At 45.2% G+C, this 26,791-nt stretch carries 20 protein-coding genes; 10 read left to right on the forward strand and 10 right to left on the reverse strand.

Annotated features, from left to right (window positions below; genetic code table 11):
* Positions 1–99 precede the first annotated feature (99 nt).
* Positions 100–2,967 (forward strand): M16 family metallopeptidase, encoded by a 2,868-nt coding sequence (locus NIAKO_RS28580; RefSeq protein WP_014221947.1) that lies wholly within the window; start codon positions 100–102, stop codon positions 2,965–2,967.
* A 153-nt stretch (positions 2,968–3,120) separates the two neighbouring features.
* Here NIAKO_RS28580 and NIAKO_RS28585 read toward each other — a convergent pair whose 3' ends face one another.
* The 4 genes from NIAKO_RS28585 to NIAKO_RS28600 are packed head-to-tail and all read right to left on the reverse strand — an operon-like array spanning position 3,121 to position 10,008.
* Positions 3,121–6,726, reverse strand: a complete 3,606-nt coding sequence (locus NIAKO_RS28585) for an efflux RND transporter permease subunit (protein ID WP_014221948.1) — start codon at positions 6,724–6,726, stop codon at positions 3,121–3,123.
* Positions 6,727–6,763: 37 nt separating this feature from the next.
* Positions 6,764–7,906 (reverse strand): efflux RND transporter periplasmic adaptor subunit, encoded by a 1,143-nt coding sequence (locus tag NIAKO_RS28590; protein WP_041349525.1) that lies wholly within the window; start codon positions 7,904–7,906, stop codon positions 6,764–6,766.
* A 58-nt stretch (positions 7,907–7,964) separates the two neighbouring features.
* A complete protein-coding gene (locus tag NIAKO_RS28595; protein WP_014221950.1) occupies positions 7,965–9,374 on the reverse strand; it encodes a TolC family protein in 1,410 nt (469 codons plus the stop codon).
* Positions 9,346–10,008 (reverse strand): TetR/AcrR family transcriptional regulator, encoded by a 663-nt coding sequence (locus NIAKO_RS28600; protein WP_014221951.1) that lies wholly within the window; start codon positions 10,006–10,008, stop codon positions 9,346–9,348. The genes NIAKO_RS28595 and NIAKO_RS28600 overlap by 29 nt, the downstream gene beginning before the upstream one ends.
* Positions 10,009–10,259: 251 nt before the next feature.
* Between NIAKO_RS28600 and NIAKO_RS28605 the strand changes: the two genes are divergently transcribed.
* The 9 genes from NIAKO_RS28605 (at position 10,260) to NIAKO_RS28645 (ending at position 21,707) form a co-directional block, all read left to right on the forward strand.
* Positions 10,260–10,943 (forward strand): DUF502 domain-containing protein, encoded by a 684-nt coding sequence (locus NIAKO_RS28605; protein WP_014221952.1) that lies wholly within the window; start codon positions 10,260–10,262, stop codon positions 10,941–10,943.
* A 309-nt stretch (positions 10,944–11,252) separates the two neighbouring features.
* Positions 11,253–12,116 (forward strand): zinc dependent phospholipase C family protein, encoded by an 864-nt coding sequence (locus NIAKO_RS28610; RefSeq protein ID WP_242675483.1) that lies wholly within the window; start codon positions 11,253–11,255, stop codon positions 12,114–12,116.
* A 99-nt stretch (positions 12,117–12,215) separates the two neighbouring features.
* Complete coding sequence (gene serC, locus NIAKO_RS28615; RefSeq protein ID WP_014221954.1) at positions 12,216–13,295, forward strand: 3-phosphoserine/phosphohydroxythreonine transaminase; 1,080 nt, start codon at positions 12,216–12,218, stop codon at positions 13,293–13,295.
* A gap of 100 nt (positions 13,296–13,395) precedes the next feature.
* A complete protein-coding gene (locus NIAKO_RS28620; protein WP_014221955.1) occupies positions 13,396–14,628 on the forward strand; it encodes a DUF1015 domain-containing protein in 1,233 nt (410 codons plus the stop codon).
* A 270-nt stretch (positions 14,629–14,898) separates the two neighbouring features.
* Positions 14,899–15,930: a tetratricopeptide repeat protein gene (locus NIAKO_RS28625; protein ID WP_049815628.1), complete on the forward strand. Its 1,032-nt coding sequence runs from the start codon at positions 14,899–14,901 to the stop codon at positions 15,928–15,930.
* A 95-nt stretch (positions 15,931–16,025) separates the two neighbouring features.
* A complete protein-coding gene (locus tag NIAKO_RS28630; protein WP_014221957.1) occupies positions 16,026–17,810 on the forward strand; it encodes an AMP-dependent synthetase/ligase in 1,785 nt (594 codons plus the stop codon).
* Positions 17,811–18,265: 455 nt separating this feature from the next.
* Positions 18,266–19,732: a pyridoxal phosphate-dependent decarboxylase family protein gene (locus NIAKO_RS28635; protein ID WP_014221959.1), complete on the forward strand. Its 1,467-nt coding sequence runs from the start codon at positions 18,266–18,268 to the stop codon at positions 19,730–19,732.
* A 126-nt stretch (positions 19,733–19,858) separates the two neighbouring features.
* On the forward strand, positions 19,859–20,923 hold the full coding sequence (locus NIAKO_RS28640; protein WP_014221960.1) for a branched-chain amino acid aminotransferase: 1,065 nt from the start codon (positions 19,859–19,861) through the stop codon (positions 20,921–20,923).
* Positions 20,924–21,014: 91 nt separating this feature from the next.
* On the forward strand, positions 21,015–21,707 hold the full coding sequence (locus tag NIAKO_RS28645) for an SDR family NAD(P)-dependent oxidoreductase (protein WP_014221961.1): 693 nt from the start codon (positions 21,015–21,017) through the stop codon (positions 21,705–21,707).
* A 187-nt stretch (positions 21,708–21,894) separates the two neighbouring features.
* On the opposite strand, the gene NIAKO_RS28650 is transcribed toward NIAKO_RS28645, so the two are convergent.
* The 6 genes from NIAKO_RS28650 to NIAKO_RS28675 all read right to left on the reverse strand — a co-directional run bounded on the left by NIAKO_RS28650 (position 21,895) and on the right by NIAKO_RS28675 (position 26,711).
* Positions 21,895–22,191 (reverse strand): early set domain-containing protein, encoded by a 297-nt coding sequence (locus NIAKO_RS28650; RefSeq protein WP_014221962.1) that lies wholly within the window; start codon positions 22,189–22,191, stop codon positions 21,895–21,897.
* A gap of 386 nt (positions 22,192–22,577) precedes the next feature.
* The gene (locus NIAKO_RS28655; protein WP_133055311.1) at positions 22,578–22,838 is read right to left on the reverse strand and encodes a hypothetical protein; all 261 of its coding nucleotides are present in this window, start codon (positions 22,836–22,838) and stop codon (positions 22,578–22,580) included.
* 135 nt (positions 22,839–22,973) lie between these two features.
* Positions 22,974–24,371 carry a HAMP domain-containing sensor histidine kinase gene (locus NIAKO_RS28660; protein ID WP_014221965.1) on the reverse strand — a complete coding sequence of 466 codons (1,398 nt, stop codon included), beginning with the start codon at positions 24,369–24,371 and terminating at the stop codon, positions 22,974–22,976.
* Between the two features lies 1 nt (position 24,372).
* Entirely contained in the window at positions 24,373–25,062 is a 690-nt protein-coding gene (locus NIAKO_RS28665; RefSeq protein ID WP_014221966.1) for a response regulator transcription factor, read from the reverse strand.
* Between the two features lie 209 nt (positions 25,063–25,271).
* Entirely contained in the window at positions 25,272–26,255 is a 984-nt protein-coding gene (locus NIAKO_RS28670; protein WP_041347422.1) for a type I glyceraldehyde-3-phosphate dehydrogenase, read from the reverse strand.
* 108 nt (positions 26,256–26,363) lie between these two features.
* On the reverse strand, positions 26,364–26,711 hold the full coding sequence (locus NIAKO_RS28675; protein WP_014221968.1) for a response regulator: 348 nt from the start codon (positions 26,709–26,711) through the stop codon (positions 26,364–26,366).
* Between the last annotated feature and the right edge of the window lie 80 nt (positions 26,712–26,791).

Here is a 26,791-nt window from a genome sequence, read left to right on the forward strand (position 1 = left end):
GGTTGATTATTTTTTTGGGTGCGAATTGATAAATGGTTTGGCGCCCCCATAATTATTCGTTTACCTTACAGTGAAACTTGTTTAACAAAAATTACACATATGAAAAGGGCCATACTGCTTTTGGCTGTTGCCATGCCGGCACTGAGCAACCAGGTTGCCGCCCAGGCAAAACTGGTTGAAAAAGTCACCAGGCAAGGTGATGAACTTGTTATCCCATACGAAAAATACGTGCTCCCTAACGGACTTACAGTGGTTGTTGCTGAAGACCATAGTGATCCTGTTGTGCAGGTTGATGTTACTTACCATGTTGGTTCGGCCCGCGAACAAATAGGCAAATCGGGCTTTGCGCATTTCTTTGAGCATATGATGTTCCAGGGCAGCGACCATGTAAAAGATGAAGAACATTTTAAAATGGTTACCGACGCCGGTGGTACGCTCAATGGTTCAACCAACCGCGACCGCACCAATTATTATGAAACAGTTCCATCAAACCAGCTCGAAAAAATGCTTTGGCTCGAAGCAGATCGCATGGGCTTTTTGCTGGATGCGGTTACCCAACAAAAATTCGAGATCCAGCGGGCTACCGTTAAAAACGAACGGGGGCAGAACTATGATAACCGTCCCTATGGTTTGGCTAGCGAAGTATCTTCAAGGAGCCTGTACCCCTACGGCCACCCTTACTCGTGGTTAACCATTGGGTATATCGAAGACCTGAACCGCGTTGATGTAAACGACCTTAAGAACTTCTTTCTACGCTGGTATGGCCCCAATAATGCCACGGTTACCGTTGGCGGCGATGTAAACACAGCCGATGTAATAAAGCTGGTTGAAAAGTATTTTGGTCCCATCCCCAAAGGACCGGCCGTAGAAAAAGTAGTGGTGCCTGCTGTGGTGCTCGATAAAGACCGTTATGTTTCCTATACCGATAATTACATCAGGCTTCCGTTAATAAACATGGTGTGGCCAACTGTGCCCAATTATGATAAAGACATGCCCGCGCTCACCTGCCTGGCGCAAATACTCGGCGGCGGCAATTCTTCCCTGTTGTACCAGAACCTGGTTAAAACCCAACAGGCCTTGCAGGCAAACGTCTTCAGTCAGTTAAGTGAGCTTGCCGGTGAGTTCACCATTCGCGTGGTTCCCATGCCCGGCAAAACCCTGGCCGATATGGAAAAACTCATCCGCTCTTCACTGGACGAATTTGAAAAACGCGGGGTTACCGACGATGACATTCAAAAGTTCAAAGGCTATACCGAAGCACAGTATGTGAACGGCCTGCAAAGCGTATCGGGCAAAGTATTTCAACTGGCCGCCTTTCAAACATTAACCGGCAATCCCAATATGATAGGCAAGCTGGTAAAAATGAACAATGCCGTTACCAGGGAAGATGTAATGCGCGTTTACAACCAGTATATAAAAGGAAAACACGCCGTAGTATTAAGTGTATTGCCTAAAGGACAGGAAAATGTAATTGCCGGGCCAAACAACTATGAAATTGATAAAAGCCATTATACAGCTCCCGATTATGGCTATGCCAGTTTAAAATATACTAAGGCAACCGATAATTTCGATCGCACTGTTCATCCCGGCAATGGGCCTAACCCCATGGTAAAAGTGCCGGCCTTCTGGCGCAAGGATCTTCCCAATAAGATCAAATTCATAGGTGCCGAAAATAAAGAGATCCCAACAGTTACACTCATCATTTCCATCCCCGGCGGCCATCTGCTGCAGGCAAAAGACACCGCCAAAGTAGGACTGGCCAGCCTGTTTGCCGATATGATGAATGAAGACACCAAAAATTATACTTCCGAACAAATGACCATCGAGCTGGATAAACTGGGCAGCAGTATTGAAGTAAGCAGCACCCGCGATGCCCTGGTGTTTACGGTAGAAGCACTTAAAAAGAACATCGATAAAACCCTGGCCCTGCTGCAGGAACGCATGTTCAATCCCAAATTCACCGAAGAAACATTCAATCGCATTCAGCATCAAACGCTGGAAAGCCTGAAACAGGCAAAAACACGGCCCGCAGCTGTAGCAGACGAAGTGATTGCTTTGGTGGATTATGGCCCCAATCATATTCTGGGAATGAATGAATACGGCACCCAAAGTACTATTAAGAACATCACTTTAAAAGATGTGGAGGATTATTATAAAACCAACATCACGGCCACCAATACAAAAGTGGTGTTGGTAGGCGACATCACGGAAAATGAGATCCTGCCCAAACTGGCATTCCTGAACAAGCTGCCGAACAAAACAATTGAACTGCCTTCAGTAGCTGCCAAACCAAAAGATGTTGATAAATCAAAAATATACCTGGTGAACATTCCCAAGGCAGCACAAACAGAGTTCAGAATTGGTGATGTAACCGGTTTAAAGTACGATGCTACCGGCGAGTATTACAAAGCAGGGTTAATGAATTTTGCCCTGGGTGGAGGTTTTAATGGCCGCGTAAACATCAACCTGCGCGAAGACAAAGGCTGGACCTACGGCGCCCGCACCAATTTCAATGGCGATCAGTATACAGGCGATTTCACCTTCAGCTCTGGTATAAAAGCCGATGCTACCGACAGCGCATTAACTGAAGTAATGAAAGAATTCAAAAACTATAATGCAGTTGGCATCAAGGACGAAGAGTTGACATTTATGAAGAACGCCATTGGGCAGCGCGATGCATTACGCTATGAAACCGGAATGCAAAAGGCTGGTTTTATTCAACGCATGCTGGAATATAATTTACCAGCCAATTATGTTGACCAGCAGAACAAGATCCTGAAGAACATCGGCAAACCAGAAATTGACGCCCTTGCTAAAAAATATATTCATCCCGATAAAATGAATATCGTACTGGTAGGCGACAAAGTGCGCATTCTACCCGGCTTACAAAAAAGCGGTTATGAAATTGTAGAGTTGAACGCCGATGGAATGCCGGTTGATGCTGGAGATACAAAAAAAGGATTCTAAGCATAATGTGCTAATTAGATAATGTGATAATTAGATAGTTGAAATACAAAAAAGGGCGAGGCCTCTGCCAATTAGCAGAGGCCTCGCCTTTTCATTATCACAACCTGTCCCGATTTATCGGGATGATCGAATTAACTAATTATCACATTGGTTTTAGAACCATGATCCAATAAACGCATCATTCACTTTCTCCTTCTTACCAGCCAGCTTTCTTCTTCTGCGGCTTACTTTATAACTATGCACACCCATGGTAACAAGCATCAGCGGAATAAACAGGAACGTCAATGGCGGAATACCCATAAACGAGATCCATTTACCACCATACATTTTACGCATTGGCCGTCTCAGGCGTTCTGCTATCAGGTACATCGCCGGCAGTATCAGCAGCGTCATAAAGAAGGCGAATGCCAAACCAAAGATGATGGTCCATGACAATGGCTTCCAGAACACCACGTTATCACCGCCAAAGAAGATGTGCGGGTTCAGATCTGAGAACAGGGTAACAAAGTTGATGTTAAAACCAACAGCCAAAGGAATAAGACCTAAGATCGCTGCCACCGCAGTTAACAATACCGGGATGATACGGGTTTTACCGGCTTGTACCAGCGCTTCCCTCGTTTTCATGCCACGGCCTCTTAACTCATCGGTAAACTCTATCACCAGGATCCCGTTCTTCACCACAATACCCGCCAGGCCCACAATACCAATACCAGTCATAACCACCGATACCTGCATACCTGTAAAGGCAAAACCTAACAACACCCCAATCACACTGAAGATGATCTCGGTTAAAATAATCACCGGTTTACTTACCGAGTTGAACTGTATTACCAGTATCAACAGGATAACCAACAAGGCAATTACCATGGCTTTCAGCAGGAAGGCGCCGGTTTCGGCCTGTTGTTCTCCTTCACCGGTTTGTTTAATGGTAACACCTTCAGGTATTCCCTGACTAAACCTGCTGATGTGACCAGCTATTACCTGGTTTACAGCAGTGGGCGTAGTCACATTCAGCAATACGTTTGAACGGATGGTGATCACGCGCTTCTGGTTCTTACGTTTTACACTACCCAGCGTACTGGTGTAGTCAACTTTTACCAGCGAACTGAGCGGCACATGTTTAAAGGCACCACCATGCGCCATATCACGGAAACTGATATCCATATTCAGCAGATCACTCAGGTTTTTGCGTTGTCCTTCCAGGTTACGCAGCTGGATCTTGTATTCATCTTCACCGTCCTTGATCTTTGACACTTCTTTACCAAATACAGCCGTTCTTATGGCCATACCAATCTGGGCCGAAGAAACACCTTCTATCAATGCCCGTTCCCGGTCAACTGAAAGCGTTACCTCAGGATTGGTAAGGTCAATATCCAGTTTCAACTCTTCCACACCTGGTATCTGTATCGAATCAAGATAATTCTTCAACGATACCGCGGTCTTTATCATGTTATCGAAATCCTCACTCGCTACTTCAATATTGATTGGTGGATCAGTTGGCGGACCGCCTTTTTCCTGGTCAACCGATATTTCAGCACCGGGAATACCTTTTATCGCCTGGCGTACTTCATCCAATATGGGAGCTGTGTGAACGCCATGGCGTTTTTCAAATTCAACAAACGATACCTGTATACGGCCCAGTTCAGGTCTTGTACTTCTGTCGCCGCTTTGAGGGTCACCGGCCCCTACCGCTACGTTACTGATCACACTTTCGACAATCGGGTTCTCTTTATAATTTCCTTTGCTGTCTTTATCCATGTGCAGCACCCGGTATACTTTTTCTTCCAGCGTTTTGGTAACAGAGTCAGTATAGTTAACATCGGTACCCACCGGTAATTTCAGGTAAACATATATCTGGTTCGGGTCGCCGCTTGGGAAGAACACTACCGGTACTTTACGGGCGCCAAAGAATACAAAGGTGAGAATAAGTAACACAAAGGTGGCCAGTAATAATTGCACAGGGCGCCATCCTTTCAATGCCCAGCGTAAAGCAGTTTCATAGTGTCCCATAATCCAGGGCAGGGCGCGGTTCTGGAACGCATGGATCATATCATCCAGCACATACTTGTTTAAGATGATCATCAGTACGATGAAGATCAAAAAGTTTCCGAGGAAGGTGATATGCCCCAGATCGAATAATATACCCACTACTAATGTAACCCAAATGGCAGGCTTGCGGAAGATAGCCGATTTAGCCGGCTTTGTATGCCCTTCAGGATGGTTCATAAAGTCAACCGCAAATACCGGGTTCATAATGAACGCCACTATCAGCGATGCCGTTAAGGTAAAGATGAGCATCGTAGGCAGGTAGATCATGAACTTACCAATGATACCCGGCCAGAACAACAACGGCACAAAGGGCGCCAGCGTGGTTAAGGTACCAGCCAATACCGGTATGAATACCTCACCAGCCGCCATCATGGCCGACCGCTCACTGGTTAACTGTCCGTTACCCTGTACAAATATGCGGTGGGTATTTTCAATTACCACAATGGCGTCATCCACAATAATACCTAATCCAAATAACAAGGCAAACAGTACTATAAAGTTGAGCGTAACATGCGTACCTACTATAAGGTCGGCGGCAGGTAAAAATATAAACGCCACAAACATACTCAGCGGTACCGACAATGCTACGAAGAAGGCGTTGGTAACACCCATAAAGAACATCAGGATGATCAATACCAGCACGAAACCGATAACGATGGTGTTTACCAGGTCGTTGAACGAAGTGCGGGACGCTTTACTCTGATCACCGGTAATGGCTACATTCAGATCTTTGGGCAGTGTGGATTTTTGCATATCCTCCACTACTTTCTTTACCGCATCGGATGTTTCAATAAGGTTTTCACCCGCACGTTTAATAATGTTCAGCGTAATTACATTCTTTCCATTCAACCGTGCATAACTTTCTCTGTCCTTGATGGTATCCTTAATTTCAGCAATATCTTTCAGGTAAATGCCAGCTCCGCTTGGATTGCGCACCACTACCTTTTGAATGTCATAAGCAGTTTTAAATTGACCTTTTAATTGAAGGGTACGTTTGGTATTCCCTACATCCAGCAAACCACCGGAGATATCCATGTTCTCATACTGTACAGCGTTGGAGATATCATCGTAGGTGAGATTGGCGCTGCGCATTTTGTAGTTATCTACATTGATCTGGAATTCGCGCTCGGGCGCACCCACCAGGTCAACCCGGTTCAGCTGGCTTAGCTCTTCCAGTTTGTCCTGCATGTCATCGGCATATTTCTTCAACCGGGGCAGGTCATAATCGCCATACAGGTTCACATACATGATGGGCTGCTCAGAAAAGCTTACTTCCATTACAGCAGGCTCTTCAGTAAGGTCAGTAGGCAAATCGGGTTTGGCCTTATCTACCGCATCTTTTACTTTCTGCAGCGCCACATCGGTTTTTACATCGGTGCTAAACTCAACCATAATGGCCGAGTAATCAGCTACCGAGGTACTGGTGGTTTTATTGATCTTGGCGCCCGTGATGCCCTTGATCTGTTTTTCAATGGGGCGGGTAACCAGGTTTTCAATGTCCTTGGGTGAGTTACCTACATAAATGGTTTGCACATATATGGTAGGGATAACAATATCCGGGAATTGTTCTTTGGGTAAGGTCACAAACTGGAACACGCCGAACAAACTCACGATCAGCATGACCAGGTAAATGGAGGCCTTGTTCTTGATACTCCACGTGGTGGGACCAAAATTCTTGAAAGGCCCTGTAATATTTTCTAAAACACTCATACAATGAATTTGGTGTGTAAGTCAAATCAGCTTCAAACTATTTGGCATCGGTAACAATGGCCTGACCGTCGTACAGTCCCTGGAAACCGTCAGTGATAATAACATCACCGGCCTGCAGTCCGCTTGTTACTTCCAATTTATCGCCATACAAAGCACCGGCAGTTATAGGTCTTTTCTTAGCTACTTTTTTTCCATTCTCGGTAGCTGCTACCATTATAAACTTGCCTTTATCATCGTTTTGCAGGGTATTGATGGGGATGGTAATAGCTTTGGGCGCTGAATAATCCTGAATGCGTACCATTGCTATCTGACCAGGACGTAAACCAAGGTTCCCGGGCACTCTTGCTTCAATGTAAAACGAGCGGGTACTGGAGTTGATCGTTCTTCCCAGAACAGAAACCTTGGCATTGATGGTCTTGTTATTGTCCTCAGGCAGTGTGATCATTAAATTAGTGCCCTCTTTTACCTTCGTCTGATACACTTCCGGTACATCTGTAGTTACTTTCAGGTCATTGGTGTTTACAATGGAAATGCCAGATCCCACAGGTGATGCAGTAAACACATCACCCACCCTTACAGTCACCTGCTCGGCTACGCCACTTTGTTCGGCATATACATTAGTAAACCCTTGTTGCTCTTTCAACAGATCTATTTGCTTTTGAATATTGTCAACATTGCTCTTGGCATTTATCAGGTCTATTTCAGTGCCTATTTTCTGGTCCCACAAATTCTTACGGCGCTCATACACTGTTTTGGCAAGGTTCAATTGCACAGTTGCCTGTTCAATTTGCTGCCGAAGAACCGCATCGTCTAACTTCAGCAACAACTGACCTTTTTTTACGTAGTCACCTTGTTTAACATATAAGGCACGTACCTGTCCGCCCTGACCACGGGGAGTAACCCAAACTGAATTGTTTGCGGCTACACTACCCTGCAGATCTATATAATGGGTAAAGGGAGTTGATTGAATAGTAGACAACACCACCAGTTTGGGTTTTTCTGCCTTGGCTGCACTGGTATCCAGTTTGGCAATTTCCTCTTCCAGCTTGCCCTCCTGTTTTTTCAGATCTTCCAGTTTGGCCTTTTTTTCTGCCAGTCCGTCTTTTCCGGAAGAGGCGCCACAGGCTGCCAAAAACAGAACAACTGCAACTGTGCCAATTATACTATACGTACTTTTCATATCGGTAAATTTATCCGTTGAATGCATTTTGTTGGTTTAGGTTTTATAGAGTATCGAATTATAGTTTCCCAATCGCTTTCATGTAATCAACCTTGGCTACAATGGCGTCGTACAGGGCGTTGATGTAATTGGTTTGCGCAGCCTTCAAATCAGTTTGAGCTGCCGTGATCTCGGTATTTGATCCCAAACCGGATTCATATTTCTTTTTGGTTTGGTCATACACACTTTCCGCCAGCGTCATATTCTGTCGTTGATAATTCATGGCCTCCATAGCCGTATTGAAATTTATCCGGGCCGTTTCTACTTCATTATCTATCGACAACTTCAGGTTTTCTATCTGGTTCTCGGTTTTCTGCAGGTTCAGTTTTGCCTCCGCGATCTTCGACCTGGTGTAGAACCCTTTAAAGATGGGTACTGAAATATTCAGGTTGATATTAGAGAATGTATACCAGTCGCCTTTATTGAAGAAATTGAATTCATTGCGTTGGGCGTTCTTCGACACAGAACCGGAAAGACTCACCGTAGGCAATTGGCTCAGGTTATACCGTTTGATGTTATACTGATTCAGTTTTCTGCCCAGCTCTGCATATTGCATTTCCTTTCTGTCACTGTAGTTATAATTACTGGCTTCCAGTACACCGCCTTTTATCTGGGCATCGCTTAATGTATCGGTAAGCATCAGTTCATCTTTCATGGGCATACCCATCAACAGCTTCAGTCCCAGGTTACCGTTGGCAATCTGGTTTTCAACTCTTTTCTTTTCTGTTTGCAGGTTAGCTATCTGTACATCTACTTTATCTACATCCAGCTTTTCGGCAAATCCATTTTTGTACATCTCATGGGTATCGTGCTGCAGTTTCTGCAGGCGGTCGATGTTGGCATCGAGTAAGCTTATCTGGGTTCTGCTGGCCACCAGCTGATAATACACTTTATAAACGTTTGCTTTTATCAGCTCTTCGGTTACCTCTACATTTTTTCTTGCCCATTCCATAGAAGTAGATCTTGCCTGCAAGCCCACAAATACCTGGCCATCGAATAAAATCTGGCTAAGGTCTAATCCCGCATTGGCCAACCATTTAGTACCAAACTGTGCCTGTATCAATCCAATATCATCGGGTACAGTAATGGGGTTGCCTGCACCATCAACCACTCCTTTTTTCTGCAGTACGCCGTATGTAGCGAGTGAGATAAAATCGGGAAACGACTGTACAGCAATATTCGGGTTATAAGTAGCGCCCACCCGGCCGCTTAATTGTGGGTAAGCGTTGGCGGTTACCTGCCTGTTTGTTTCAGTCTGTAATTGAACATCCAGTAACAGGTTTTTAACCTGTACGCTGTTCTTCTTTGCATAATCCACCGCCTGTAATACGGTGAACGCGTGTTTTTCCTGTGCCAGGGCCGGTCGTACGATGCTTGATAAAACCAGCACCACGGCGATCCTATACATGCTTGCCGGATTCAGTTTCATAGTTCTTTGCATTTTTATTTCTATGCTGTTGATATTTCAAAATAAGTTTATGTCCTTTCAGGGAGGCTACCCCGAAAACGTAGTGTTCGATAATGGTTTTGGTAACCTCAGACAGCTTATATTTCGACGGCGGGAAGATGTCAATGTTGAAGGGGATCATCATCGATTCCAACCTGAATTTTGATAATATATCCACATCCACTTCGGAGCGATACAGCCCGTCTTTAATTCCCCACTCCAGGTTCTTTTTGATGACCTGTAACAGAAATTTATTCTTATGTTCCATAAACCGCTGGTATGCACGAATATGGAACTTCTCCATATCGTATAAAACCATCGGGTTCATACTACTTAATTGTTCAATTACCTGGTCAACGGTTAAATAAATCTCGTCTATGGCGTCTTTCGCATTCTCACCGCATTTCAGGCAGTCATGCTGCATATGCTGCAACTCATCCTCAATCACCGCATCAACCAACTCATTCTTATCAGTATAGTACTGATATATAGTCTTTTTCGACATACCCAGCTGGTTGGCTATATCATCCATGGATACCGAGCGAATACCATACCGCAGGAACAGTTCCTTCGCTTTATCCCGGATGCGCACTTTTGTATTTATATCTGGTATCATAAAATCGGGACAAAACTATGGAAACTTTTTTCGTAACCAAAGTTTCCAGTCCATATTTTAAGCCGTTTATAACAAATGGCCAACCGAACTATTGTTAGTTCGTATAGTACGAAGAAGGCCTGTGGTACAGTATTTGCGCATACCTGTATCTTTGCTAACAGATTGCTTTCCAGCCTAAAACATACAACCTTACACAAGCTTATTTTATTAGCCACCAGCAATGGACTAATTTTGAGAATCAAACACAGCACATGAAATCTTCACCACATATATTTAAAAAAGTAATCCAGTACTTTTTGCAGGGGCTAATTATTTTAGCACCTATTGCGATTACTATTTATGCAGTAACCGCCTTATTTAATTTCATCGATAATATTTTACCCAGTCTCATCGGTTATTTCTCACCCGGTTTATTCACCGATGGCGCCGGCAATGCTAAAAAAATACCCGGGCTGGGTTTTATTGTGGTAACTCTTATCGTTATACTCGTAGGGTATGTTTCATCATCTTATATTATCAGCAAACTGGTCGATCTGCTCGATAGTGTACTCGAACGTACACCCGGCATCAAACTATTGTATTCTACCATAAAAGATTTCTTTGAAGCCTTTGCAGGCAATAAAAGAAAGTTTGATAAAGCAGTATTGGTTAGTGTTGAAACAACCGATGTATGGCAGATAGGTTTTATTACCCAGGAAGAGGTGCACGGCTTTGGACTGCAGGAATTTGTTGCGGTATATATTCCCCAGTCGTATGCGCTCACCGGCCGCCTGTATTTTGTAAAAACCGACCGGGTAAAATTATTAACCGACATCAGTTCGGCCGAAGCTATGAAGTTTGCTATTTCCGGAGGAGTAACAACTATTGAAGAGGAAGAGGGCAAAGGGCAAAAGGCACAGAGCAAAGAGAAAACGGCTGCAAGCCTCAAGCCGTAACCTGCAAGCAAATACCGGCCAAAAGCTAAACACAATACTTAAAAGGTGGGTCATCTGCCGGCTGGCCGACGGCTCACCTTTTATTATTTAAGTTAACCGACAAATACCGGCTAACTTAATACGTTGCTACTACCTTTACAAATGCCTCACTTCCCTTGAACTTTGAACCTTGAATTGTGAACCGTGAACTCGCTTAAGCTTGTCATTATGAAGAAGCTTCTCTTTATAACTATATTTATATTAAACCACCACCCTCTTTACCCATGGGGCTTCTACGCCCATCGCCAGATAAATTATTACGCTGTATTTATGCTGCCGCCAGAAATGCTGGTGTTGTATAAACCCAATCTTTCTTTCCTTACCGATCATGCCGTTGATCCCGATAAACGCCGCTATGCCGTAGCCGCCGAAGGCGCCCGCCATTATATCGACATCGATCATTACGGCGTTTATCCATTCGATTCATTGCCCCGTACTTTCTCTAAGGCTCTTGAAAAATATGGCAGAGATACCTTACAAGCCTATGGCATTGTGCCCTGGCATATTCAAATTATGCTGTACCGGCTTACCGCCGCTTTTAAAGAAAAAGACCAGGTAAAGATCCTTAAGCTATCAGCAGACTTCGGGCATTATATCGCCGATGCACATGTGCCCCTGCATGTATGCAGCAACCACAACGGGCAATTGACCAACCAGGTTGGCATTCATGCCTTTTGGGAATCGCGCATTCCCGAACTGCTGGCCGCCACCAACTGGGATTTCCTGTTGGGTAAAGCCAGTTACCTTACCAACCCGCTTTCTTTCACCTGGCAACGTGTGCTCGAAAGCGCTGCCGCAGCCGACAGCGTACTGCGTATTGACCGCGAACTGACCACGCAGTTCTCGGCAGACCGTAAATACTCTTTTGAACCACGGAACGGGAAGGTAATAAGGCAATACGCCACGGACTATTGCCTGGCCTATAACCAGCAGTTGAATAATATGATAGAACGGCGCATGCAGCAGGCCATTTTCGCCGTTGCCTCCTTCTGGTACACGGCCTGGGTAAACGCCGGCCAGCCCGATCTTAAACAGCTCATTCACAAAAACCTCAGTGAGGAAGACCAGCGGGAATTCGAGCGGTTAAACCAGGCCTGGTTAACAGGAAAGGCGCTGGGCAAAGATTGTGATTAATTCAGTATGAGCCAGTTACCCATCAATAACAAAATTAGCAGGGTCTTTAGTCCACCAAAATAGGTACCTTTGCACTCCTTCTAATTTAAGAGTGAAACAATGATGCACAATTTTAACGCGGGACCCAGCATTCTGCCGCAGGAAGTATTCAAACAAGCCAGTGAAGCCATTTTAAACTACAACAATTCCGGTTTGTCGATCCTGGAGATTGGGCACCGCACCGATCAGTTTCAGGCAGTAATGGATGAAGCCATAGCCCTGGTAAAAGAATTAATGCAACTCGACGATCAGCACGAAGTGCTGTTCCTGCACGGTGGCGCATCCACCCAGTTCTTTCAAATTCCCATGAACCTGCTGAATGAAAATGAAATAGCCGCCTATACCGATACCGGTACCTGGTCGTCAAAAGCCATCAAGGAAGCCAAATTATACGGTCATGTAGAAGTAGTTTGCAGTGCTAAAGAATCAAATTACAACCACCTGCCCAAACAATTCACTGTTCCCAAAACCGCCAAATACCTGCACCTTACCACCAACGAAACCATTCATGGTGTTCAGTGGCACGATCTCGCTCCTTTCTTTGAAGCCGGCGTGCCGCTGGTAGCCGATATGAGTAGTGATATCCTGAGCCGGGTTATGGACTTTAATAAATTCGACCTCATTTATGCCGGTGCGCAAAAGAATATTGGCGCTGCCGGGGTAAACATGGTCATCGTAAATAAAAGCATCCTGGGCAAAGTAAACCGCAAGCTGCCTACCATGATGGATTACCGTCAGCATATCGAGAACGGTTCCATGTTAAATACGCCGCCCGTATTTGCGGTGTACGTTTGTATGCTTACCCTGCGCTGGTTAAAGAACCTGGGTGGTGTAGCCGCCATTGAAAAGATCAACCACCAGAAAGCGCAATTACTGTACAATACCATCGATAGTAATCCGGTGTTCAAAGGCAAGGTTATCAATAAAGAAGACCGCAGCATTATGAATGTCACCTTTGTGCTGGAAAATACGGACCTGGAAAAAGAATTTCTGACCTTGTGCAAACAAAACAATATTTATGGGGTGAAGGGTCACCGCAGTGTTGGCGGGTTTAGACCTTCGCTGTACAACGCATTGCCCCTGTCGAGCGTACAGGTGTTGACCGACCTCATGAAAGATTTCGCAAATAAAAAAGGATAAATCGCAGACCTGTCAGGTCTGCCTCGGTAAATCGCCTGACTGAAGGCGAAAGCAGACCTGACAGGTCTTTTTGATAACTAAAACGTTTAACAAAAGTACAATGGCTAATATTTCTCCTTTCAAAGCCCTGCGCCCGCGTCCTGAGCTGGCCAAGCAGGTTGCCTCACGCCCTTACGATGTGCTGAACTCAAAAGAAGCCCGTGAAGAAGTAGTAGGTAATCCACACTCGTTCCTGCACATCACCAAATCAGAGATCGATCTGCCCGAGGATCTGGATATCCACAGCCAGCCGGTGTATGACAAAGCCAAAGAGAATATTGCAGCGTTTATTCAACGCGGTATCTTATTCAGGGAAGATAAACCCTGTTATTATATTTATCAATTGATAATGAATGGCCGTAGCCAAACAGGTTTGGTAGCCGCCAGTTCGGTTGATGATTATGAGAGCGACGTTATTAAAAAACACGAATTCACCCGTCCTGAAAAAGAGCAGGACCGCATCAATCACATCGCCACAACCGGCGCGCAAACCGGTAATGTGTTCCTGGCATACCGCAACAATGCAGAGGTGGATACCCTCATCGAAAACTGGAAAGACACCCATACCCCGGTATATAATTTTGTAGCCGACGACGCTATCAGTCATACCATTTGGGTAATTACCGACGATGCAGTGAATGCGCAAATAACCAACCTGTTCAAAACACAGATCCCGCAAACATATATTGCCGACGGCCACCACCGCGCCGCCTCTGCTGCCAAAGTGCGCAAAGCATTGGGCGCCCAGGCAAAAGCAGAAGCTGATTATTTCCTTACAACCCTGTTCCCCTCGAACCAGTTGTACATCATGGATTATAACCGCGTGGTGAAAGATCTGAATGGCTTAACCGAAGCCGCCTTACTGGAAAAATTGGGCGCTTCATTTACCATTGAAAAATCAGCCGCTGCAGTAGCGCCGGCTAACCTGCATCAGTTTGGAATGTACCTGAAAGGCCAGTGGTATACCCTTACTTCCAAACCCGGCACCTTTACAACCGATCCCATTGGCGTGCTGGATGTATCTATTTTGTCCAACCTGGTATTGGATCCTTTATTAGGCATCAAAGACCAGCGTACCGACAAACGCATCGACTTTGTTGGCGGTATCCGCGGTTTAGGTGAACTGGAAAAAAGAGTGAACAGCGGCGAAATGGCCGTAGCCTTCAGCCTGCACCCCGTTACCATTCAACAGCTGTTCGACATTGCCGATAGCGGTAATGTTATGCCGCCCAAAAGCACGTGGTTTGAACCGAAGTTGCGCGATGGTCTTTTAACGCACCTGATTTATAGCTGATCAGTTAACCAGTTGACGAGTTAACCAGGAAGTTGATAGAGGAAGAAAACCAGGTAAGAGGTTGACGGGTTAACATGTTGACAAGTTAACAGGTAATACATAGAAAGCCGGAAGGGCAGTTTCTTAGGGACTGCCTTCCGGCTTTGTTAGTTCTTTAGTTTTTTAGTTCGTTCCCTCATCGTCAATGTTTTAACGAGTCAACCTGTTAACCTGTCAACTTGTTAACTTTTAACTTTACCAAGAACCAACAAGCATTATCTTTGGCTCCGTATGAAACATCTTTTACCAGTTGTAGGCTTAATTCTGGCCGTAAATATGACCCAGGCTCAAACGGAGTCTGTTGATGTGAAAACCGTACAGGAAACAGCCAAAAATTACATAAGACAGGGAGACTATTCCAACGCCGTTCTGGTGTTGAACCGGGGATTACAAACCAATACCGATAACCTGGAACTGCAAAAAGACCTGGCCTTTGCCTATTATTTGAACCGGGATTATGCCCATGGCATAGAAATAGCCAAAAAATTCCCCGAACGCCCCGACGCAGATGTACAAAGCTTCCAGATCCTGGGGATGTTATATAAATCCATTGAAGAAGTAAAGGAATGTGAGAAAATGTACAAAGCCGCCCTGAAGAAATTCCCCAACAGCGGCACCCTGTACAACGAATATGGTGAAATGTTATATAGTAAAAAGAATTACGCCGAGGCCGCTAAATTGTGGGAGAAAGGCATTGAAACAGATCCCAACTTCTCCGGCAACTACTATAACGTAGCCAAATATTATTATTTCACTACCGATAAAGTATGGCCATTGATCTACGGCGAGATCTTTATCAACCTTGAAAGTTATTCAAAACGCACTGCGGAGATCAAGATGATCCTGCTGGATGGCTATAAGAAATTGTTCACCGAAACCAACATTACCAAGGACCAGGATACCAAAAATGATTTTGTACGCGCATTCCTCGATGTAATGAAATCGCAATCTTCATTTATCGGCGCCAATGGCGTTACGCCGGAAACCTTGTCGGCTGTACGTACCAAATTCGTGCTGGAATGGTTTGCAAAATATGCGAAAGGCCTTCCCTTCCGCCTGTACGAATACCATCAGCAGCTGTTAAAAGCAGGTATGTTCGATGCATATAATCAATGGATCTTTGGTACTACCGCCAGCCTGCCGGTTTACGAAAACTGGACAAAAACCCACCAGGAAGAATACAACAAGTTTGATTACTTTCAACACAACCGCGTGTTTAAATTGCCATCGTCGGGGCAATATTATCAAACAGCAAAAAATTAATTAATTAGTCCCGGCCAAAGCGTCGGGACTTTTTTTATTTGAGCAGAATTCCTATATTCAATAAAGAACCAAGGACCGGCTTTAAAATAACAGCTATGACCGAACCCAAACGTCTATTCGATTGCCTGCAATTCCATTTAAAAGAGAACAAATCTTTGCCCAACATGCTGGCGGCAAAGGAAAATGGTCAATGGAAATCCTACAGCACACAGGAAGTTAAAACTACAGTAGATAAATTAAGCGCCGGATTACTGAACCTGGGCATGCAATGCGGCGATATGACCGCTGAAAACCGTGATAAAATTGCCGTTCTCAGTAAAAACCGGCCCGAATGGATCATGCTCGATTTGGCCGTTCAGCAAATCGGTGCCATTCTCACGCCCATTTACCCTACCATCAATGTGCAGGACCTGGAATTTGTGTTGCACGATGCCCAGGTGAAAATTGTATTTGTAAACGACGAAGAACTGTTTCATAAAGTTTTAAGTGTAAAAGACAAGGTGCCTTCCCTGCAGGAGATCTACACGTTTGAACATGTGGCCAATGCCCGTCACTGGAAAGAAGTGATCTCGCTGTCAAGCGAAGAAGCCCTGAAAAAAGTACAAACCATTGCTGATAATATCGACGGAGAAGACCTGGCTACCATTATTTATACTTCCGGCACAACGGGCACGCCCAAGGGCGTAATGCTGTCGCACCGGAACATTATGAGTAATGTAATGGCCTGCTATCCCTGTTTACCGGTGTTTCCCGAGATGAAAGCGCTGAGCTTTCTGCCCCTGAACCATATTTTCGAGCGCATGATCAGTTATTTCTACCTGTACAGGGGTATTCCCATTTATTATGCGGAAACTATGGATACCATTGGGGAAAACCTGAAGGAAGTAAAGCCTGGTATGTTCACCACCGTGCCCCGCCTGCTGGAAAAAGTGTATGACCGCATTATGGCCAAAGGCGCGGAGCTTACCGGTATAAAAAGAAAATTATTCTACTGGGCGCACGACCTGGCCACCCGGTACGAGATCAATAAACCCATGGGCTTTAGTTACAAAATGCAACTGGCCCTGGCCAATAAACTCATTTTTAGCAAATGGCGCGAAGGCCTGGGTAATAACCTGAAATGTATTGTAAGTGGCGGCGCTGCCTGCCAGGTACGTTTGATCCGCATTTTTACCGCCGCACAAATCCCCGTGCTGGAAGGTTATGGGTTAACAGAAACCTCGCCTGTTATCAGTGTAAACCGGTTTGAAGAAAAAGACCGCCAGTTTGGTACGGTTGGTCCGCTCATCGACGATGTAGAAGTAAAGATTGCAGAAGACGGCGAAATACTTTGCAAAGGCCCCAATGTGATGATGGGTTATTACAAACGCCCCGATTTAACGAAGGAAGAAATGACCGGCGAATGGTATCATACAGGTGATATCGGCATGATGGTAGATGGCCGGTACCTGAAAATAACCGATCGCAAAAAAGAACTGTTTAAAACCAGCGGTGGTAAATATGTGGCGCCACTGCCCATTGAAAACAAGCTGAAGGAATCGATCTTTGTAGAACAGATCATGGTAGTGGGATCAGAAAGGAAATTTGTGGGCGCGCTTATTATCCCTGCCTTTCCAACGCTGAAAGACTGGGCGCGCAAACAGGGCCTGCCCAACATGAGCAACGAAGAACTGATTAAGCAACCCAAGGTGCACGATCTGTACCGCGAACTGATCGATAGCTACAACAAATTCTTCAATCACGTTGAGCAAATAAAACGGTTTGAACTGCTGCCCCAGGAATGGAGCATAGAAACCGGCGAAATGACTCCCAAACTGAGCCTGAAGCGGAAAGTGGTAATGGAAAAATACCGCGCCTCTATTGAGCACATTTACGCATAAGTAATTGGTATATAAATAAGTACAAGAAGCCCCGATGCAGCACAGACTGTATCGGGGCTTCTTTATATCGGTATCGCTCCTAACCTACTGGTTTTCCGTATATAACCCGTATATGTCCCGTACATGTCTCGTATATGTTCCGTTCCTTTATAGATACGGAATATATACGGGAAACCAGCATAACACTTACCTGTCAAATAAGAAACGGTATATAAGCCGGTACGAAGCAAAACCCAACCTGGGATACTTAATCCGGGACAAGTACCGGTCAATCACATCTGATCTAGTCGAACTGCTCAAAACTGCATCTGTTTTATAAGGCCGTTTTGGAAGAAATTTGTTTTACGCAGAACGCTTAACACGCCCTCACGCGAAGGGTACGGCCCGAATAAACCAGGGGATTCGGACAAAGCGTTAAGCCTTAAGCATTCAGCCTTTAGCCTAAAAAGTTAGCTATGAAAAAAGAAGCCTCACTTACAGAAGAAAAAACGCTCGATCCGCAGGACTGGTCAAAACTGAATGAGCTGGGCCATCGCATGCTGGACGATCTGTTTTATTACCTGGAAACAACGCGGCAACGACCGGTGTACACCAAACCACCAGGTGATGTTATTGCCAGTATGCAACAACCGCTGCCCGAAACCCCACAGGGCACTACAGCGGTGTATGAAGATTTTTTTGCCAACGTACTGCCGTATAACACCAACAACATTCATCCCCGGTTTTGGGCCTGGGTACAGGGCGGCGGCACGCCCTTTGGCATGCTGGCCGATATGCTGGCTTCGGGCATGAACGCCAACGTAAGCATTGGCGACAGCATGCCGATGTATGTAGAAAAGCAGGTGCTCAACTGGTCGAAGGAAATGATGGGCTTTCCCGCAACCGCCAGTGGCCTGTTGTTAAGCGGCGCTTCCCTGGCCAACATTACTGCGTTGATTGTGGCCAGGCATCACGCCAACCGCAACATCAAAACAAAAGGATTGCAATCGGCGCCGGGGCCGCTGACGGTGTACGGTTCTACCGAAACTCATAATTGCGTGGTAAAAGGGGTGGAAGTGATTGGCATTGGCAGCGATAACTTTCGCAAAGTACCGGTTGACGCCGATTACAGAATTGATGTGGCAGCCCTGCGAAGAATGATCGGGGAAGACAAAGCAGCGGGTTGCCAGCCCTTTTGCATTGTAGGCAATGCCGGCACGGTAAATACCGGCGCCATCGACCCCCTGGATGAGCTGGCGGCTGTTGCCCGGGAACATAATCTTTGGCTGCACGTTGATGGCGCTTTTGGCGCCATCCCCAAACTGTTGCCCGAATTTGCCGGCACCCTGAAGGGGCTGGAGCTGGCCGACAGCCTTTCGTTCGATTTTCACAAATGGATGTATGTAAACTATGAGGCCGCGTGTGTGCTTATCCGCGATCCGCAGTTGCACAAGGAAGCATTTACTTCCGCAGTAAATTATTTAACCCTGCACGAACGCGGGCTCTCTGCAGGTCCTGATGCGTTTAACAACCTGGGTATGGAACTGTCGCGCGGGTTTAAAGCCCTTAAAATCTGGATGCTCTTAAAACAGAACGGGCTCGAAACCTATCGCACGCTCATCAGGCAAAACCTGCAGCAGGCGCAATACCTGGCAGAAGGGATTCAACTGCACCCCGAACTGGAGTTGCTGGCGCCGGTGCCCCTGAACATTGTATGCTTCCGGTATAATCCCGGCAATTGTACCGGGGCTGAATTGAACAAGGGGAATAAAGAGATCCTGATGCGGTTGCATGAGCAGGGAATTGCGGCGCCTTCTTATACGGTACTGAATGGACAATATGCCATCCGTGCCGCCATTACCAATCACCGGAGTCAGTTCTCCGATTTTGAATTACTTGTAAATGAGACTATAAGGATAGGGATAGAAGTTTTTAGTTTATAGTTTAAAGTTTCGAGTTCGGGATTGCCGCGACGTGGTGTATTGCTTGCGGCTTACAGCTTGTGGCTTGAAGCTGTATTTACTATCTTTACACTCAGAAAGACTTGTAGCACCAAAAAATTTTAGTTTATGGAACTTACCGATGAGATAATGGTTCAGAGAACAACCAAATCAAGATTACCAGAAGTTGATTTTAACAAGCTGGGGTTTGGAAACTATATTTCCGACCACATGCTGATCTGCTATTATAAAAACGGACAATGGGAAACGCCCAGTATTGTTCCCTTTGGCGATATTTCCTTAAGCCCTGCTACCCTGGCCCTGCATTACGGACAATCGGTGTTTGAAGGATTGAAAGCATTCAGGCTCGATGATGGCCGCGTGAACCTGTTCCGCGTGCAAAAACATTATGAAAGAATGCTGCGTTCTTTAAGCCGCATGTGCATGCCGGGCATACCCGAAGAAATTTTTGTAGAAGGGCTTCGCCGCCTGATTGAAGTGGATAAAGACTGGTTACCTACGCAGCCTGGTGGCGCATTGTACGTTCGGCCCATCATGTTTGCCAGCGAAGCCAAATACGGCGTGAAGATCTCTGATGAATATTGCTTTATTATGTTTACCGGGCCTGTTGGTTCTTACTTCAGTAACCCATTGCGGTTAAAAGTAGAAACCGATTTCACCCGGGCAGCTAAAGGTGGTACCGGTTCCGCAAAATGCGCCGGTAACTATGGTGGTGCTTATTACCCCACACAAAAAGCAAAAGAAGCCGGCTTTGACCAGGTATTATGGACAGATGCCCGCGAAAACAAATACATTGAAGAAAGCGGCATGATGAACGCCATGTTCGTGATCGACGGCGTACTGGTTACCCCACCTACCAGCGATTCCATCCTGGCCGGTGTAACCCGCGATAGTTTGCTCACACTGGCAGATGACCTGGGTATTCCCAATGAAGCCCGCCCCATAGCCATAACAGAGCTGGAAAACGCCTTCCGTCATAATACCATTTCTGAAGCATTTGGCGCCGGTACAGCCGCCGTGGTAGCGCCTATTGCCACTATTCACTTAAATGGCATTGACCACCATTTACCGGCTTATAACGATAACTCCATCATGTTCCAGTTAAAGAACAGGCTGGAAGCTATCCGTAAATGCCAGGAAGAGGACAAACACGGCTGGAACTTCCTGTTCTAGATCATATATTACTTTATAATAAAAGGACCGGTTCACCCCCAGGTAGATCGGTCCTTTTTCTATCTTTGGCAACAACTTATAACCTTTCAATATGCCTAAAACCATTATTATAACAGGCGCTAATGGGAACCTGGGTACTGCCGTAGTAAAAAAATTCCTGGACCAGGACTATAAAGTAATTGCGGTTGACCATTCGGGTAGCCACCTGGGGTTTGCAGACAGGCATCCCAATTTTGAACTGCATGGTATTGAACTTACCGACGAAGCAGAATGTAAGACCTTTGTAAACGAAGCCATAGGCCTGTATGGCAATATCGACTGTGCCGTGCTGCTGGCCGGCGGCTTTGAAATGGGCGGCATTGATACTACTGATACTGCCCAGTTAAGAAAAATGTTCACCCTCAATTTTGAAACAGCCTACCACCTGGCAAGGCCCCTGTTTCAGCATATGCTGCAAAATGGGTATGGCCGATTGGTATTAACCGGCGCCCGCCCGGGTTTAAACCTGGAAGAAGGCACTAACAAAATTGCCTATGCGTTAAGCAAATCGTTGCTGTTTAACCTGGCTGAGATCTTAAATAAAGAAGCCAAAGGGAAAAATGTTACGGTATCGGTAATTGCTCCCAGCACCATCGATACAAAGCCCAACCGGGATAGCATGCCCGATGCGAAATTCGAGAACTGGGTAAAACCCGAAGCCATTGCAGATGTACTGTCGTTTATTTGTTCTGACAGCGGAAATGTATTGCGGGAGAGTATTTATAAAGTTTACAACAACGCATAAAAGAAAAGAGGAGTTACCCGTAGTGAATAACTCCTCTTTTTTATTTACAACCCTGAGTACTTAACAAAGCTTTCAACCTTCCGGTTTTAACCGATAGGTTTGTACGAATTTAAACACACAGGATCATATACACCGATTAACACAATTTAAGTTCAACTATCTGCCTTTTATTCATCTTGTTCATAGGCTATACTTCCAACACACTGTTCCAACCCGTAACGCCGTCCGGCTCACGAAACTGGTTCTCTATATCCTCAGCCCACATTCTTTCATCGATAAAAAATTTGTAATGATACTTTCCGCGTGGCAACATAGGTATCTCTATGGTCCACACCCCATTATTGGCGGGGCGTAAGGTTAACTGGTCATGAGCCCAGTTGTTAAAATCACCAGCCAAAGCAATCCTGTTTGCACAGGCATTCGTGATGTGAAACTCAATACACTTCTTCCTCTTGTTTACGTAAGGGGATTGATGGTGTTTCATGGAGCCCTCCTTCATTTTAGGTGCCTACAAAAAAAATGGTTACTTACTAACTATTACGGATACTGTATAGCTTCAAAGGGTAGCGACACTAGGCATCAAAAGAATAAAGATGTTTGATTTCCAGGCAGATTGTTCAAGTAAAGGCTAAGATATTGTTGTAAGGATCTGTTCCGGCCTGTTCCAAAAGTTACGATGTTTTAAAAAACTATAAAAGGAATTGTCCTATTATTTTTCTGTTACTCCTTTAATTGTAAATGAGTGCAAACATCGAAACAAAAATCGTCCTAACCTATGATCTCAATCATATGATTATATATGCTAAACCGATTAAAGCGATTTTGTCCGTAGTTAATGTTACATCAATAAAAAAACCATACCTGATGCATTTATTTAATAGAGACCAATTTACCTGAGGTCAGTTGTTGCTTTTCGGGATAGTTATGAAATAAACTGTCGAGGTCGTGCTTCAGGGAGTGAATATCTTTTTGCAGTTGCAGATTTACCGATAATACAGAGTCGTTTTGCAATAACAATTTATTATTGAAATCAGTCAGTCGTTTATTCTTTTGTAGCAGCACAAAAGCAATTAAACCAAAGCCAATAGCTCCGGCTGCCAGACATCTTAAAATAAATACTGATTGATTCAATTTCATTTATATAATAGAACACCAAATATGCTTTATTATGGTTAAACGATAATTAAACAGGAATTAAAAAGCAATTAAACAACGCTTAACAATTGTTAAAGTAAGGGTTTAACCTGATCCCTGTACGTGTGCCGTTCAGGCTTTTGCTGCAAACGCCTTTATAGAGGGCAGGGTGATGGTAAAGGTTGTTCCCGTTTCCTTTGAAGAATGAACTTTAATGGCGCCCTTGTGCATATTTATGATGCGCTGGGCCAATGGCAGGCCTAACCCGAACCCTCTGATAGGGGAGGCCGTGGCGCTGCGGTAAAAAGGTTGAAAAATATGTTCTGATTCAGCTTCGGTAATGGGATCGCCGAAATTCCTGAACTCTACAATTACGTTGTCGTTCTCAAACAGCAGGTTGATCATTACCTGGTAGTTGTAGGAAAATTTACAGCCATTGTCTGCAATATTACGCAGTGAACTATACAACAGGTCTACGTTCCCAAAAACCAGGAAGGCTTTTTCATCATCGGGAAAATCGCCAAACTCCAGCTGAACTTTATACGCTTCACTGTTCTTTTGTACATCGGCAGTTACCTTCAGCAGTACCTCATCAATGCGCACTTCGCTTAATTCAATACCGCCTTCGGTACCGGTTTTCGCAATCTCCAGCAGGCTCTTGGTAAGCTGCTGCATTTGCTGTACGTCTTCATGCACCGAGGTTATTACCTGTTTATACTCTTCATCGCTTCTTTTCTTTTGCAGGGTCACTTCCAGCTGGCTCAATATTGAGGTGAGCGGGGTTGACAGTTCGTGTGAGGCATTGGAAATAAAACGCCGCTGTACCAGGAAGTATTCCTGTAACCGGTCGAGCAATTCATTGAACGTGTTGGCCAGCTGGTTCAGTTCATCCTGTGTACTTCCTGCCTGGATGTGGTGCGTGAGGTTTTGCGAGGTAATATGTTTTACGTCGTAAATGATCTGCTTAATTGGTTTTACCAGCTGTACCGAAAAGGCGTACCCTACCATCAATGCAACGGCAATGCCTATGAACAAACAGGTGAGCAGAATGTCGCGCAGGTCTTTTAGCCGCTGCCAGCCGTCCACATCGTAGGCGGCCACCACTACTACAATGCGGCTTCGGTTATCGGTGTAATGAAAGGCCAGCGCGTCGCGCTTGTTCACCGTAAAATATACGTCGTGTTTTACCCGGGCCTGCTTCAGGATCTCTTTATCGGGCAGAATGGAATCGATATCGCTGGCATTATACCGGTACACAGGGCGGTCGAGGTAGTCGAAGATCACCACGCTTTTCTGGTTCAGGGTAAAGGCTGAGGCCGAATCGATGTGGTACAGGAAGGCGCGGCTGCTGTCGTTATCGCCCAGATAACTGAACAACTGGCCATCGTTATTAGCCCTTCCTCTCAGCCGCTTTTTAAATGCTTCTGTCCGTTGCAGGGAGGTAAAATAATGAACGGAGATACTTAATACCAATAGTATTATGGTAACAAGTAACGCAAATAACGCGGTTATTTTGAATTTGATTTTCAACCTAAGGGTTTTCTTTCAGTATATAGCCCATGCCTACCTGCGTATGTATAAGCCGGGTTTCAAAATCCTTATCCAGTTTTTTACGCAGGAAGTTTACATATACATCAATTACATTGGTCTTGGTATCGAAATCGATATCCCATACATTCAGGGCAATATCTGCACGGGACACTACCCGGTTCTTATTCCTGATCAGGTATTCGAGCAACTGAAATTCCTTGGCAGTAAGTGAAATGGGCTTATCGGCCCGGGTTACCTCCTTACTGTCGAGGTTCATAACGAGATCGGCCACCTTTAGAATATTGCCCGTTGGGATATTGTGATAGATCCTTTTTAACAGGGCCCTGATGCGCACCAGCAGCTCTTTAAAATCGAACGGCTTTACAATATAATCATCGGCGCCGGCATCAAAACCTTCGATCTTATCGGCGGTGGTGTTGAGGGCTGTTAGCATAACCACCGGAATGCGTTCACTGTGGCGGCGGATCTCCTTACACAGTTCATAACCATTTAAACCGGGCAGGTTAATATCCAGGATAATGAGGTCGAACGGATAGGTTTCGAACAATTTCTTTCCAATAAGGCCATCATAGGCAACTTCTACATGATAGCCCTGTTCGCTAAGTCCTTTCTTTAATGACTCTGCTATCTTTTTTTCATCCTCTACCAGTAAAATTTTTATTTCTTCCATAGCTATAAATTCATGGACGCAAAATTCACAAATAATAAAGTTACCGGGTATGTTTACTCAATTTAAGGAATTAAAAGTAAATTAAAATTGATAACCCAGCTTCAGGCCGCAAGCTTTAAGCTATAAGCAATACACCAGTGCGCAACCGGGGGCACGTACCTGCTTTCACTTCAACATTCGATATTCGACATCCAATATTTTGCATTTTTCTACCCCATCAAACTTAACCAATCAATCATCCGCGTAGTAAACCCATACTCATTATCAAACCAGGCTATCAGCTTAACGTGGTTGCCGATAACGGAGGTAAGGGTGCCATCGATAACGCAGGAATGGGTATTTCCTTTAATATCCAGCGACACCAGGGGGTCTTCGGTATATTCTATAATTCCTTTATAATCGTTTTTAGCGGCTGTTGAAAACAGCTTGTTTATGGCTTCACGGGTTGTTTCCTCCTGCAGCTGAATGGTAAAATCGGCCAGGGCGCCATTGGCTACAGGTACCCGGGTTGAAACCGAGGCTATCTTCCCCTTCATGGCAGGCAATAACCGTTCGAGCGATTGTTGCAGGTCAATTTCTACCGGAATAATGGATTCGGCAGCTGCGCGGCCACGTCTGAACTGTTTATGCGGCGCATCAACCAGCTCCTGCCGTGAGGTATAGGAATGTAAAATATTACACTGTACCGATTTGATGCCAATGGCGTTCAGGATGTACAAAATATGGGTACTGCAATTGGTCATGCACCCACCGGGCGAAACAATTGTTTCTTCCGCGGTAAGGGCGTGCTGGTTAAAACCATACACCAGCAGGGGAATATCGTTTGAACCGGTAGTTGACAAGAGCACTTTACGGGCGCCGGCCTTTATGTGCTGTTCGGCAGCAGCGCGGTTACTGAAAAGCCCAGAGCATTCCAGCACCACATCTATGTCCAGGTCTTTCCAGGGCAGCATGTAAGGATGTTGTTGCTGATACGCTTTCACCAGTTTGCCGTTCACTTCAAGTGTTTCGGGTTTATGGGTAATACCGCCGGCGAAGGTGCCGTACACAGAATCGTACTTTAACAGATAAGCCAGGTTATCGGCATCCATGATATCGTTTACCGCAACCAGCTCAACTTCGTTGCTATCGATCAGGCGTCTGAACAAAAGGCGGCCAATACGGCCCATACCGTTGATTGCAATTCTCATCATATAGTTTCAAAATGAGTTGCAAATATAAACCAACCCTTCGACTCCGCTCAGGGCAATAAACAACTGACAATAGGCAAACGCAGAGCAATAGTTAAAAAAGAGGGAGATCTACTTGAAGTACAAATCCAGATCGCGCAGCGAAATGGGCTTTTCCCAGATCCTGGTCACCGGGATGCCATCCTTGATCTGTGGCGGGTTAAAGGCACTTAACAGGTGCAGCTTTATGTTGGGATGGTCTTTGATAATGACTTCCGCTTTTTCCCATCCTAACCCATCGGGCAGGTTATTATCCAGAAATAATATATCTGGCATAAACTGATCTACCTGACTAAGCCCTTCGGTAAGCGTATAGGCAGTGTGTACATCGCAGTTTTTACGGCTAAGGTAGGCCTTAATTAAAAGGCACAGATCCTTCTCATCGTCAATAATTAAAACCTTAAGGCGCTCCTTTGTCATGTTTTTTTAGAGCTGAATTTTAAATACCCCTGGGGAAATTGTTTCCCATTGATGAAAAATATAAAAAAAACAGGAATCTT

Source organism: Niastella koreensis GR20-10, assembly GCF_000246855.1.
GTDB lineage: Bacteria > Bacteroidota > Bacteroidia > Chitinophagales > Chitinophagaceae > Niastella > Niastella koreensis.